Source organism: Crocinitomix catalasitica ATCC 23190 (assembly GCF_000621625.1).
Classification (GTDB): domain Bacteria; phylum Bacteroidota; class Bacteroidia; order Flavobacteriales_D; family Crocinitomicaceae; genus Crocinitomix; species Crocinitomix catalasitica.
In genome coordinates this window covers 60,442-73,179 of the sequence record NZ_JHXV01000001.1, presented here as the reverse complement: position 1 = coordinate 73,179, position 12,738 = coordinate 60,442, and the positions used below count along the sequence as shown (strand labels likewise).

Annotated in this window: 15 protein-coding genes; 8 read left to right on the top strand and 7 right to left on the bottom strand. The window is 33.0% G+C overall.

The genetic code is table 11. The features are described 5' to 3' along the window. Window positions 1-54: 54 nt before the first annotated feature. Window positions 55-519 carry a thioredoxin-dependent thiol peroxidase gene (gene bcp, locus T367_RS0100355; protein ID WP_027418058.1) on the bottom strand — a complete coding sequence of 155 codons (465 nt, stop codon included), beginning with the start codon at window positions 517-519 and terminating at the stop codon, window positions 55-57. A gap of 129 nt (window positions 520-648) precedes the next feature. Between bcp and T367_RS0100345 the strand changes: the two genes are divergently transcribed. Beyond that, complete coding sequence (locus T367_RS0100345) at window positions 649-3,447, top strand: PD-(D/E)XK nuclease family protein (RefSeq protein ID WP_027418057.1); 2,799 nt, start codon at window positions 649-651, stop codon at window positions 3,445-3,447. 10 nt (window positions 3,448-3,457) lie between these two features. Here T367_RS0100345 and T367_RS0100340 read toward each other — a convergent pair whose 3' ends face one another. The 6 genes from T367_RS0100340 to prfB form a co-directional block, all read right to left on the bottom strand. Next, complete coding sequence (locus T367_RS0100340) at window positions 3,458-3,787, bottom strand: nucleotide pyrophosphohydrolase (protein WP_027418056.1); 330 nt, start codon at window positions 3,785-3,787, stop codon at window positions 3,458-3,460. Further along, window positions 3,784-4,299: an adenylyltransferase/cytidyltransferase family protein gene (locus tag T367_RS0100335; protein ID WP_027418055.1), complete on the bottom strand. Its 516-nt coding sequence runs from the start codon at window positions 4,297-4,299 to the stop codon at window positions 3,784-3,786. The genes T367_RS0100340 and T367_RS0100335 overlap by 4 nt, the downstream gene beginning before the upstream one ends. Next, window positions 4,271-5,317: a lysylphosphatidylglycerol synthase transmembrane domain-containing protein gene (locus tag T367_RS20870; protein WP_051568251.1), complete on the bottom strand. Its 1,047-nt coding sequence runs from the start codon at window positions 5,315-5,317 to the stop codon at window positions 4,271-4,273. The genes T367_RS0100335 and T367_RS20870 overlap by 29 nt, the downstream gene beginning before the upstream one ends. 53 nt (window positions 5,318-5,370) lie before the next feature. Then, window positions 5,371-5,721 (bottom strand): aspartate 1-decarboxylase, encoded by a 351-nt coding sequence (gene panD / locus T367_RS0100325; protein ID WP_027418054.1) that lies wholly within the window; start codon window positions 5,719-5,721, stop codon window positions 5,371-5,373. Between the two features lie 83 nt (window positions 5,722-5,804). Continuing rightward, on the bottom strand, window positions 5,805-6,239 hold the full coding sequence (locus T367_RS0100320; RefSeq protein ID WP_027418053.1) for a hypothetical protein: 435 nt from the start codon (window positions 6,237-6,239) through the stop codon (window positions 5,805-5,807). A 96-nt stretch (window positions 6,240-6,335) separates the two neighbouring features. Continuing rightward, on the bottom strand, window positions 6,336-7,418 hold the full coding sequence (gene prfB / locus T367_RS0100315; RefSeq protein ID WP_027418052.1) for a peptide chain release factor 2: 1,083 nt from the start codon (window positions 7,416-7,418) through the stop codon (window positions 6,336-6,338). A 152-nt stretch (window positions 7,419-7,570) separates the two neighbouring features. On the opposite strand from prfB, the gene gcvH reads away from it, so the two are divergent. From gcvH to fcl, 7 genes are all read left to right on the top strand, one after another. Continuing rightward, complete coding sequence (gcvH, locus tag T367_RS0100310) at window positions 7,571-7,948, top strand: glycine cleavage system protein GcvH (RefSeq protein WP_027418051.1); 378 nt, start codon at window positions 7,571-7,573, stop codon at window positions 7,946-7,948. Next, a complete protein-coding gene (locus T367_RS0100305; protein ID WP_027418050.1) occupies window positions 7,941-8,324 on the top strand; it encodes a VanZ family protein in 384 nt (127 codons plus the stop codon). Before gcvH ends, T367_RS0100305 begins: the two co-directional genes overlap by 8 nt. Before the next feature lie 63 nt (window positions 8,325-8,387). Beyond that, complete coding sequence (locus tag T367_RS0100300; RefSeq protein WP_027418049.1) at window positions 8,388-9,059, top strand: energy transducer TonB; 672 nt, start codon at window positions 8,388-8,390, stop codon at window positions 9,057-9,059. Between the two features lie 59 nt (window positions 9,060-9,118). Beyond that, on the top strand, window positions 9,119-9,889 hold the full coding sequence (gene deoC, locus T367_RS20865) for a deoxyribose-phosphate aldolase (protein WP_051568250.1): 771 nt from the start codon (window positions 9,119-9,121) through the stop codon (window positions 9,887-9,889). Then, window positions 9,890-10,684, top strand: a complete 795-nt coding sequence (locus T367_RS0100290) for a 3'(2'),5'-bisphosphate nucleotidase CysQ family protein (protein WP_027418048.1) — start codon at window positions 9,890-9,892, stop codon at window positions 10,682-10,684. 1 nt (window position 10,685) lies between these two features. Continuing rightward, window positions 10,686-11,777 (top strand): GDP-mannose 4,6-dehydratase, encoded by a 1,092-nt coding sequence (gene gmd / locus T367_RS0100285; protein ID WP_035841953.1) that lies wholly within the window; start codon window positions 10,686-10,688, stop codon window positions 11,775-11,777. Window positions 11,778-11,790: 13 nt separating this feature from the next. Continuing rightward, window positions 11,791-12,729 (top strand): GDP-L-fucose synthase, encoded by a 939-nt coding sequence (gene fcl, locus T367_RS0100280; protein WP_027418046.1) that lies wholly within the window; start codon window positions 11,791-11,793, stop codon window positions 12,727-12,729. Window positions 12,730-12,738 lie beyond the last annotated feature (9 nt).

Here is a 12,738-nt window from a genome sequence, read left to right as displayed (position 1 = left end):
AAAGGAACACCTTCAAACCATAAACTATTTACGTTCTAAACATTTTAATTTAATTTAATTTTCTAATTCTTCTAAGATTTGTTCGGCATGCGCCTTCGTCTTAACTTTCTCAATAACATTAATGATTGTGCCTTCCTCATCAATCACAAAAGTCGTACGATGAATGCCATCATAAACTTTTCCCATAAATTTTTTCTCGCCCCAAACACCAAAATCATTGATCATCTTTTTGTCTACATCTGCAATCAAACTAAAAGGCAGATCGTACTTATCAATAAATTTGAGATGTCTTTTTTCATCATCAGCACTTACGCCAAGAATTTCAAAACCGTTTTCTTGTAATAAAGCATAATTATCTCTTAAATTACAAGACTGTGTTGTACACCCTGGAGTCATATCTTTTGGGTAAAAATAAATCACCAGCTTCTTGCCATTATAATCTTTCAAAGAGATCTCTTTACCATTTTCATCCAAAGCAGCAAAGTTTGGTGCCTTATCTCCTATTTTTAAATTTGTCATAGACGAATAATTAATCAATGTTCGACACAAAACTAATCAAAATATTCAATTCGATCAGAAAAACATGAAAATAAATTAACCGTGAAAAATAAATAACTAGATTTAGACAAAGAAATAATTGAATAATTCATGACAAATTTTTTACGCGGAATTGTAGATAAAATAATAACAGAGAACGGCGGCCAACTTGCTCAGTGTTCACTTATCATTCCGAATAAAAGAGCAGCTGTTTATTTACAAAAATATTTTGCAGGCGCCTTTCAGAAACCCATTCAATCTCCAGAAATTTTAACAATCAATGAATGGATTGGTTTTCACACAGATTTGAAAATAATTAATCAAACAGAATTATTATTCCTTTTATACGAAGTACATGAAAAAATTGAAGGAGATCAAAAAGAAAGTTTTGACGACTTTATAAAATGGGGTAAAATCCTTTTATCAGATTTTGACGAAATAGACAGATATTTAATTCCACCTGAAAAAATATTCAAAGACCTAAGAAGTATAAAAGAAATTGAAAACTGGAGTTTCTTGGCAACAGATTTAACTGAAGGCCAAACTAGGTATTTGACTTTATGGGATAAGTTGATTGATTATTATAAACAGTTAAATGCTTTACTTATCGATCGATCAATAATCTACCAGGGGTTGGCCTATAAAAAATTCAGCGAATCATTAAATCAAGCAACTTGGGTTAAATCACATTATTACTTTATTGGATTCAACGCCCTTTCGCGCAGCGAAGAAAAAATAATCACCCATTTAATTACTGATAAAAAAGCCAGTATCTATTTTGATGTTGACGCTGCCTATATAAATAACGAAGAACATGAAGCCGGTCACTTTTTCAGAAAGTACCAGCATTTACATAAAAACTCACCAATCAAAGATGTTTTTAACACTATAAAAAAGGATATTACCGTTATAGAGACTGCTCAACAAACGGCTCAAACCTTAATCGCAGGTAATTGTGTTCAAGAGATCTACGAAAAGAACAATGATTTAAGCTCTACGGCAATTATTCTAGCAGATGAATCCTTATTAATTCCTTTGTCAAAATCGCTACCAGCAGGAATTGGCAAAGCGAATATTACAATGGGTTATCCAATTAAATTCTCACATCTAAAAAGTTTAGTTGATACGATTTTCGACTTACAATTCAATTTTCAAAAATTTAATTCTAGTCGACTTTATCATAAGACCATACTTAAATTTTTAGACCATAATTACATTCGTTTATTAATCGCCGATGAACAAGGAATTGAAAAATTTGAAGATGGATTAATGTCTAGGAATAGAATATTTGTTGATTGGGAAGAATTTATTGAGTACTTCCCAAACTTAGCTTCATTTAAAACATTATTAAGCTTGTGGTCAAATCCTTTGAAAGATGGTTTTGATGCGTTCAACGCTCTCGTTCAAGCACTATATGAAGCTTTAACAGAAGTCAAGAATTCGGATGTTGATTTAGAGATTATATATCATTTTAGCAAAGGTTATAAAAAGTTCGAACAAATTGCAGCGGTTTATCCACGTGCATTGAATTTAAAATCGTTCAAAAAGTTATTCTACCAGTTTTGGCAAGAAGAAAGCCTTTCTTTTTTAGGCAATCCGATTGATGGGCTTCAAATAATGGGAATCCTAGAAACAAGGGCGTTAGACTTTGACAACCTCATAATTCTAGGAATGAATGAGGGGAATCTCCCTCAGACCAACGTCATTAATTCGATGATTCCAAGAGATTTAAAACTATTCCATGATTTGCCGATTGAAGACGATAGACAAGCCATTTTTGCGCATCATTTCTACCGTTTAATTCAAAGATCAAAGACTATTTACATGACCTATAATTCATCATCTGACGGAATGGGATCTAATGAAAAGAGTCGATTCATTATTCAATTAGAAAACGAATTAGATAAAAAATATGGTCACACCTTAGCACAATACACCTACTCTACAAATGATAAAGCCGCAGATTTAAACACGACTTCTTATTCAAGTAATGCAATTGTACGGGCGAAGCTAGACGAGAAACTTAAGTTTGGTTTATCGCCGTCAGCCTTGAACAAATTGATCACTTGCCCATTAGATTTTTATTATCGATACATTCTTGACATGAGAGAGAATAAGGTTGTAGAAGAAAATATTGAATCCTCTACATTTGGAACAAAAATTCACGAGGTTATTGAAAAGATAATGCGAGACAACTTTTTCGACAAGAAAATTCAGTTAGATGCTGCAGTTTTAGCCAATGAAAAAAAGAACATTCCAGCTTATTTAAAAGCTGCTTATTTAGAAAACTTCACTGAAGGAGATTTAAAATTCGGACAAAACAAGTTGTCATTCGATGTATCTATAAAGTTCATTAATGAATTTATTGAGCAACAAATAAAAGAGATAAAAGCGAGTAAGTCCCCCATTTTTATTAAGGATTTAGAACGAAATATTTCAGCGACTTATGAATGGAATATTAATGGAGAAAAGAAAACCATTGTACTTTCTGGTAATGCAGACAGAATAGATCAAATAGGATCCATTTATAGGATTATTGATTATAAGTCGGGCAAATGTGACAAAAGCAAAATCGGAATCGACAACAAGATCTTAAACGCAGGCGAAATGGAAAAATTTCTGCAAAATCCTAAAAAGGGTTACGGACGTCAATTATTGATGTATGCTTTGATGTTCAGGCAGACTTATCCTGAAATTAACGCTTTTTCAGTTGGGATAGTTTCAATGATTAATATCGCAGATTGGGTTCAATATCCTCAATTCACAAAAGATAAAATTCCTTTGATTACCAATGAATTATTGGACAGTTTTGAAGAAGAGTTACATTATTTAATTGAAGAATTATATTCAGATGAATTCGAATTCGTTCACAATACCAATGCAGATTATTGTGAGCATTGTGAAGTATAAGCCGATTAAGCTACGGATTGAGTTTCTTATTTTCTAAATGTCTTTTATTGTCACGCTTTGTTTTTTTGTCTAAATTTTTGAGGAGGGCTTCTTCAAGATCTATTCCTGTTTGATTGGCTAGACAAATCAAAACCCAAAGGACATCAGCCATTTCGTCACCTAAATCTTTCGCCTTATCAGATTCTTTTTCAGATTGCTCACCATAACGTCTTGCAATAATTCGTGCTACTTCTCCAACTTCCTCAGTCAATTGAGCCATATTGGTCAATTCGTTAAAGTAACGCACACCAAATTCTTTAATCCAATCGTCAACTAATTTTTGAGATTCTTTTATCGTCATTGTTTCATCTTATTTATAAGGTTCGTTGTAGAAAAACCATCCACCAAATTAATCGTTCTTACTTCACCACTATTTACCAAAACGACATCTCTACCAACGATATAATTTTTAGCATTTGAATCCGCTTGATCAGGATCATAATCACCACCTTTAACAAGTACATCAGGTTTTATTGCTCGAATTAAATCGATAGGAGTATCTGCATCAAACTCTATCACATAATCAACAAAACCAAGTGCGGCGATTAAAGTTGCTCTTGCATCAAACGCATTAATCGGTCTATTTTCTCCCTTACCCAATTGACGAACAGAACGATCACTATTTATTGCCAATACCAGAACATCACCTTGATCAGCACTTGCTGCTAAATATTCAACATGACCTTTATGCAAGATATCAAAACAGCCATTTGTAAAAACGACTTTTTTATTAGCCTCCTTCACCTCTTTTAAACTTGTTAAAAGCTGATCTAGATTAAGTATTTTATTCCGAAGTGTTTGAAGCTGACTCATTTTTTGCCAATTTAACATTTTTGCTATTCACCATCAAAGATATCAATCCTAAGATAATCATCATACCAGTTTGTGACGCCCATATTATCCAACCTAGCGCAAGTGCATCAGGTAAAATTCCAGAAGCATCTGGATTCAGGTATGTTGTGATAATTAAACCAACAAAAGCAGGATAAACACCAATTCCGCCTTGAACAATTATTAAACCAATTGTTCCAGCTATGAATCCAGCTAACCAGGCATTAACACCTAAATTCGCTGTAGAATCGAGTGAGAAAAAGACAACAGCAAACATGGCTACATACATTACCCAAATAATAATTGTATGTAGAATAAATAGTAATTTTTTATCCGTTTTAAAAATAGAAATAGCACCTTCCCAAACACCTTTTACAAAGTCAACAACTTTTGCTCTAAAATTCTGACTAGCAACAGAAATCACAACAATTCCAATGAATCCTATGATGATCCCATACTTAACAACATTACCTAAAATGGAGAATGCGGAAGAGTTTCCACAACCAAATTCACCTGAAGTAAAACTTTCAATTTTAGTTTGGAAGGCTGGAATCATATCAAACTGCATCAATAATGCAATTCCACAAATAATCCCTAACATACCGACATCAACAGCCCTTTCAGCAATAATAGATCCAAAACCTTTCTTAAAAGGAACTTTTTCTGTTTGTGCGAGAACACCTGCTCTTGACGCTTCGCCTGCTCTTGGTAGAATATAGTTTATGATATAACCAATCATGACCGCATGATAAGCATTCCAGTATTTCACTTTATGTCCCATCGATTCCAATAAATACCGCCATCTCCATGCACGTGACATGTGAGAAAGCAAACCAAAACACATGGCTAAAACTACCCAGAAATAATTTGCTTTTTTAAACGCAATAAAAAGGTCTTTTTTCTGATCTTCACATAAGGCATCATAAAAAAGCCAAATAAGAAATACGCCAAAACCTAGAGGAACTATTAATTTAATAGCAGAAATGAGTTTGTCTTTCATAACATCGAAAAAGATAGATACGTGAAATTAGTAATTAAATTGCTTAAAGAAATTTAATTCAATTTATTCGTTTCTGTATTAGGAAAAACTAAAGAAGGTTCGAAAGTCTTCGCCTCTTCAAAATCGAGATGAGCATAAGAGATTATAATAATGATATCATTTACTGCTACCCTTCTTGCTGCGGGTCCATTCAAACAAATCCCACCTTTACCTCTTTCACCTTTAATGATATAAGTTTCTATACGTTCACCATTATTAATATTCACGATCTGCACCTTTTCACCCTCAATCATATTTGCGGCATCGAGTAAATCTGGATCAATAGTTATACTACCGATATAGTTCAGATCAGCTTCAGTTACTTTAACGCGGTGTATTTTTGATTTTAAAACTTCTATCAACATGTTTTATTAATTGAGGTGCAAAGTTAAGTATTTAGTATTAACCTTGGTTCGACTACTAAAAAAATTCATCAAATAACGATTGATTATTGAACCAACTTGAAATAGAATATCTCTTCATTTGTTCTGTAATGCGCTGCAATTTTACGTCTAACCACGTTTGTATTCTCAAAAATCAACTGTTTAACTTCATGTGTAAGATCGTTTGCCAACGAAAGAATTAAAACATTTTCTGAATCATCCTCATTATAACTCTCTACCAATTCCCATTGTCCGGAATAACTAGATTCTTTTAATTTATCGTAATAAGTCACTGTAAAATCATCCTTCAACATAAAGAAAGATCCAATATAATCATTTGAAAGACTATGTTTTTTAAGACTACCCCATCGCTCTCTATATTCTACCTCTGAGTAAAACCATTTACCCACAAGCCGTTTTTCGTGATAAGTTAACTCGTTATTTTTTAAACAACCAGATAAGATTGAAATACCAATAAAAAAAAGTATAAAATGTTTCATATTCTATGTTTTAATAACACATTGAATAAAACAAATACTAGACCAAAAAAAAAGCCACCTCCTCAAACGTTTTAAATGAATGATAATTTAACCAGATTAAGTTGAAGCCATTAAAAAAGCTTTCAAAAACTCATCAATTTCTCCATTCATTACACCATCAACATTTGAAGTTTCATAACCTGTTCGAACATCCTTAACCAATTTATAAGGTTGCATTACATAATTTCGAATTTGAGAACCCCATTCTATTTTCATTTTCCCAGCTTCAATTGCATTTTGTTTCTCCATACGTTTACGCATTTCAAGCTCGTATAATTGAGACTTCAACAACTGCATTGCCTTTTCCTTATTATTCAATTGAGAGCGAGATTCAGAATTCTCAATTATGATTCCTGTTGGCGCATGTCTTAAACGAACAGCTGTTTCAACTTTATTTACATTTTGTCCACCAGCACCACCTGAGCGGAAAGTTTCAAAAGAAATATCAGCCGGATTAACATGAATTTCTATCGTCTCATCTACTAATGGATATACATAAACAGAAGCAAATGAAGTATGCCTTTTTGCATTGGAATCAAAAGGAGATATCCTCACCAGTCGATGCACGCCATTCTCTCCTTTTAAATAACCGAAGGCAAAATCACCATCAAACTCTAGTGTAACAGTTTTAACACCTGCAACATCACCTGCTTGATAATTAATTTCTGTCACTTTCATTCCATTTCGCTCTCCCCACATAATATACATTCGCATCAACATAGAAGTCCAATCGCAACTTTCTGTTCCACCTGCACCTGCTGTAATTTGTAAAACAGCTTTTAAACTATCCTCCTCAGCCGAGAGCATATTCTTTAATTCTAAAGCTTCAAGATCTTTAAATATTTTATTGTAATGCTCTATTACTTCGTCTTCACCTATCTCATCCATTTCATGAAACTCAATCAAAACTTTTAAATCTTCAAGTCCAGTTTTCAAGGCGGCTTGTGCATCAATCCAGAATTTTTTATTCCGAATTCTTTTTAAAATCTTTTCAGCTTCTTTGGCATCATTCCAAAAATCTGGATCTTGAGATTTTAATTCATCCTCCTGTACATCTAATTTCTTTTCCTCAATTTTAAGATAGACATAGAGTTCATCTACTCTTCGTTCAAAATCTTTTAATTGGTCCTGTGTAATCATAATACAAAATTGCTCTTTTTTTTCATTTAAAAGTCAATAGCTTCTCAAAAAAAATGACTTATTAAAATAACTTTAAACTTATAAACAGACTTTACAAAAGATAATAATATTATTCTATTTTTGTGTCTGAAAATTAATACGAAAAAAAAGTCATGAAAGTACCAGCAGATTTAAAATATACGAAAGACCATGAATGGGTAAAAATTGATGGCAATACTGCAACGATCGGTGTAACTGATTTTGCTCAAAGCGAATTGGGTGATATTGTTTATATTGAGATAGAATCACAAGGTGAGACTATTGACAAAGAAGAAGTATTCGGATCTATCGAGGCAGTTAAAACAGTTTCAGATTTATTTATGCCTGTAACTGGTGAAATCACTGAATTTAATGAAGCTTTAGAAGGAAATCCTGAATTAGTAAATGATGACCCATACGGTGAAGGTTGGATGATTAAGATTAATATCTCAGACGCAAGTGAATTGGAAGATTTGATGTCTGCAGCAGATTACGAAGCTTTAGTTGGTTAATCAATTATTTGCAAAAAAGCACCTTTGGAAATATTGGTTGGGAATCATTATTGTTTTAAGTTTATTCCCTGGCAATAAATTACCAGATGTCGAATTTGAATGGGTTAAAATTGACAACATTTTTCATTTAGGGTTTTATAGCATTCTTAGTTTTTTAATGTTATTAGGATTTAATGGAGGTGAAATTAAAATGAACCTTTCAAAAACAAGGTTGTATATAGTAATAATAATTGCTGGAATTGTTATTGGAATTAGTTTAGAATTGATGCAAGAATATTTGATACCTTTTAGGTTTTATGACATTAAAGACATTATAATAAACAGTTTTGGAACAGTTTTTGGTAGTATAATATATAATAGACTGGTAAAAATTTAATAATAATTTAAGGTTGACTTATTTTAGAAATTCGTAAATTAGCACCTTAATAAGACAAGAATTATGGAACTTAAAAAATCAAAAGAAGCCAATTTAGAGAACAAAAGTAAAGCGTTCTTTTTTTTAGGTTTGGTTATAATAGCTTCTGTTGTTGGGATGGCATTTCAATTCCAACAATTTACAGCAGACGAATATGTTGCTGTAAAGCAGAAGAAAACATTATCTGCTGAGTTAAACGAAGAATTACCTGTGGTAGAAGACATACCTGAAGAGGAAGTTGAAACACCTCCACCACCAATGATTCTTGATGAGATTGAGCAAAAAGAAGACGAAATCATTGTTCCTGATATTGATTTATCTGGACTAGGTGAATTACCAGATGTAATTCCAGAAAATAAGCCTGAAGCTCCTAAAAAAGAGGAAATTATTGATGTTCCAGAAGTTGAACCTGAATTCCCGGGTGGTGAAGCAGCAATGGCAGAATGGATTCAAAAGAATATTGTTTATCCTCCAATGTCAGTTGAAATGGGTGAGCAAGGTGTTGTTTACGTGCAATTCGTTGTTAACTCTGATGGTTCGATAGAGCAAGTAAAAACTGTACGTGGTGTATCTGATGCTATTGACAAAGAAGCTCAAAGAATTGTTAAGAGAATGCCTAAATGGAAACCTGGTGAACAACAAGGTAAAAAAGTACGTGTACGTTTCGTACTGCCAATTAATTTTAGATTAGGATAATTAATAAACTATAAAATTATTATATCCGGAAATCCTTCAAGGTTTCCGGATTTTTTTTGATGAAAAGTCTCGAAAACATATTAAAAACGGAAATAAATAAGCAAGATGGGCTTCAACTCGTTGAACTTATTGATTTAACATCGCTTAACCTTTTCGACAATAGAGAGGACATCTTAAGATTAATTGACAAAGCCAATAATGGAATAAAGGGAAACCTCCCAGCAGCCATTTGTGTTTACCATTATGACATTGATTTCATTCGACCAATACTTAATCCAAACATTAAACTAGTCGTAGTTGGTTGTAACTTCCCTCACGGCCATCAAGATATTAAATTACAATTACTTGAAGCAGCTCAAATAAAATCATCAAGCATAGATGAATTGGATATTGTTATGAATTTGGGCGATTTAAAATCAAAAAAATACGCTAAAATAATCAGTGAGATAAACAGTGTAAAAAACGCATTAGGAAATATAAAGTTGAAGGTCATATTAGAGACCGGAGATTTAAATCTAGACGAAGTAAAAATCGCAGCTGAATTAGCAATATCAGGTGGAGCAGATTTTATAAAAACGTCTACTGGTAAAACTCAAAATGGCGCGAATTACGAGGCTGTATATGCAATGTGTCAAGTAATCAATTTGCACTTTATAAAAACAGGAATTCGCATCGGAATTAAACCTTCAGGCGGAATTAGAACAATTAAGGACGCCTTATATTATTACGAAATAGTTCAAGAAGTTTTAGGAGAAGCCTGGCTAAACAATCGTCACTTTAGATTTGGTGCTAGTGGATTATTTGATAACTTGTATAAAAAATTCAATTAGATGGTAAAAAAGTATATCCCAATTTTATTAGAAGCAGTTTACGAAGCATCAATTGAAATACTGAATATATACAAAACAGATTTTAATATTTATGAGAAACCTGATCGAACTCCAGTAACTTTAGCCGATCAGCAATCAAGTGAAATCATTTTAAAACACCTCAAAAAAACGAATATACTAGCCATCTCGGAAGAAGCTGAAATTCCAGATTATACCATTCGAAAAAACGAAAATTTAATTTGGCTTGTTGATCCAATTGATGGAACAAAGGAATTCATTAGAAAGAATGGTGAATTTTGCATTTGTATTGCTTTAATTGAAGCTGGCAAACCAGTTTTAGGCTTAATCGCGCAGCCTACTGAAGGAAAAATATTAATCGGTGGAGATTCGATTGGTGCTTATTATTTTGACTATCATGATGCACATCCCATTTCGGAAGACAATCAACTAAAACCAATAAGCATCAATAAAAATAAGACGGCTATTTTCTCAAGATCAGGATTAACAATTAAAGGGCAGGCGCTCTTGGAAAAGATTGAAAATAAATGGGGTACATTAGACACTATTCAGAAAGGTAGTGCCTTAAAATTCGTAGATTTAAGCTTGAACAATGCGGATTTCTATCCTCGAATGGCCCCAACGATGGAATGGGATATTGCAGCAGGTCAAGCAATTTACACTAGTTTAGGCGGTGAAGTAATTGATTTTATTAATTTTGCGCCTTTAAATTACAATAAAGAAAATTTATACAATCCCTTTTTTATAGCAAAAAACAAGGATTATCAATTCGAATAATATGGAAAGAAAAGTAGCGCTTATAACTGGTATAACGGGACAAGATGGTGCATATTTAGCAGAACTTTTACTTGAAAAAGGATATATTGTTCACGGCATTAAAAGAAGATCATCTCTTTTTAATACGGATAGAATAGACCATTTATATAAAGATAAACACGAAGAAGATGTTCGTTTATTTTTACATTTTGGAGACCTAACAGATGCAACTAATTTAATTCGCTTGGTACAGGAAATTGTACCAGATGAAATTTACAATTTAGCTGCCATGTCGCATGTTAAAGTTTCGTTCGACACCCCTGAATATACAGCCAATGCTGATGGCATGGGTACTTTAAGGCTTTTAGAAGCGATTCGTATTTTAAAAATGGAACACAAGGTAAAATTCTACCAAGCATCCACTTCTGAGTTATATGGCAAAGTTATTGAAACACCGCAAAGTGAAACGACGCCATTTTACCCACGTAGTCCTTATGCTGTTGCAAAATTATACGCTTTTTGGATTGTAAAAAATTATAGGGAAGCATACGGGATTTATGGTTGTAATGGAATACTATTCAATCATGAGAGTCCTTTGCGTGGTGAAACTTTTGTAACAAGAAAGATTACACGTGCAGTTGCTAAAATAAAACTAGGATTGCAGAAAAAAATGTTCTTAGGTAATTTAGATGCGCAGAGAGATTGGGGACATGCCAAAGATTATGTTTATGGTATGTGGCAAATGTTGCAACAAGATACACCTGATGATTACGTGTTGGCAACTGGTGAAACACATTCAGTAAAATCATTTGTTGAAAAAGCATTTGACCATGTTGGTATTCCTGTTAAATGGGAAGGTGAGGGAATTAATGAGAAAGGGATTCATAAAGAAACTGGGGATATCTTGGTAGAAGTAGATGAAAAGTATTTCAGACCAACTGAAGTTGAATTATTATTAGGAGATCCAACTAAGGCAAATACAGAATTAAACTGGAAACCAAAATACACATTTGATGCTTTGGTAAAAGAAATGGTTGAAAGCGATCTTGAATTATTCCAACGCGATAAATACCTAGCGAAAGGTGGACACAAGACATTAAATCAATTCGAATAATACAATATTGAGCGTGGAAAAAGAAGCTAAAATTTATATTGCTGGGCACAACGGAATGGTTGGTTCAGCAATCGTCAGAAAATTAAAACAAGAAGGTTTTCAAAATATCATCGTCCGCTCTTCGAAGGAAGTTGACTTAAGAAATCAAAGCCAAGTTAATGCGTTTTTCACTGAAGAAAAACCTGATTATGTTTTTTTAGCGGCTGCAAAAGTTGGAGGTATATTGGCGAACAATACTTATCGTGCAGAATTTTTGTACGACAATTTAATGATCAGTTCCAATGTTATCCATGCTGCCCATGAGCACAAAGTAAAAAAATTATTGTTCTTAGGTTCATCTTGTATTTATCCTAAATTGGCACCACAGCCTCTAAAGGAAGAATCTTTACTTACTGGTCCGTTAGAAGATACAAACGAACCTTACGCTATTGCTAAAATCACTGGTATAAAACTTTGTGAAACTTATCGAGATCAATATGGCGATAATTTCATATCTGCAATGCCTACTAACTTGTATGGACCGAACGACAATTATCACCCTCAAAACTCACATGTTTTACCTGCATTAATTAGACGTTTTCACGAAGCAAAAATTAACAATTTGAAAGAAGTTGAAATTTGGGGAAGTGGAACACCTTTAAGAGAATTTTTACATGTCGATGATTTGGCAGATGCTTGTTTTTACTTGATGCAAAATTATAACGAAAAAGAATTTGTAAATGTTGGTACAGGTAAAGACCTCTCCATAAAAGACTTAGCTTTAATGGTTAAGAATATTGTTGGATTTGAAGGTAAATTAAAATTGGATGCTTCAAAACCTGACGGAACACCTCGAAAATTAATGGATGTTGAAGTATTAAAAAAAGCTGGTTGGCAATCCACTATAGAATTAGAGGACGGCATAAAATCAACCTATAAATTAGCACTAGATAATGAAATTTTTGTTGCATAGACCAACATT

Bases quoted from the DNA above. Each gene is read 5' to 3' on its own strand.
- prfB (WP_027418052.1), bottom strand. From the start codon at position 7,418: ATGATTACACAGGACCAATTAAAAGATTTTGAACGAAGAGTAGATGAA.
- T367_RS0100300 (WP_027418049.1), top strand. From the start codon at position 8,388: ATGGAACTTAAAAAATCAAAAGAAGCCAATTTAGAGAACAAAAGTAAA.
- deoC (WP_051568250.1), top strand. From the start codon at position 9,119: ATGAAAAGTCTCGAAAACATATTAAAAACGGAAATAAATAAGCAAGAT.
- T367_RS0100290 (WP_027418048.1), top strand. From the start codon at position 9,890: ATGGTAAAAAAGTATATCCCAATTTTATTAGAAGCAGTTTACGAAGCA.
- bcp (WP_027418058.1), bottom strand. From the start codon at position 519: ATGACAAATTTAAAAATAGGAGATAAGGCACCAAACTTTGCTGCTTTG.
- T367_RS0100335 (WP_027418055.1), bottom strand. From the start codon at position 4,299: ATGAGTCAGCTTCAAACACTTCGGAATAAAATACTTAATCTAGATCAG.
- panD (WP_027418054.1), bottom strand. From the start codon at position 5,721: ATGTTGATAGAAGTTTTAAAATCAAAAATACACCGCGTTAAAGTAACT.
- T367_RS0100345 (WP_027418057.1), top strand. From the start codon at position 649: ATGACAAATTTTTTACGCGGAATTGTAGATAAAATAATAACAGAGAAC.
- gcvH (WP_027418051.1), top strand. From the start codon at position 7,571: ATGAAAGTACCAGCAGATTTAAAATATACGAAAGACCATGAATGGGTA.
- T367_RS0100320 (WP_027418053.1), bottom strand. From the start codon at position 6,239: ATGAAACATTTTATACTTTTTTTTATTGGTATTTCAATCTTATCTGGT.
- gmd (WP_035841953.1), top strand. From the start codon at position 10,686: ATGGAAAGAAAAGTAGCGCTTATAACTGGTATAACGGGACAAGATGGT.
- T367_RS20870 (WP_051568251.1), bottom strand. From the start codon at position 5,317: ATGAAAGACAAACTCATTTCTGCTATTAAATTAATAGTTCCTCTAGGT.
- T367_RS0100340 (WP_027418056.1), bottom strand. From the start codon at position 3,787: ATGACGATAAAAGAATCTCAAAAATTAGTTGACGATTGGATTAAAGAA.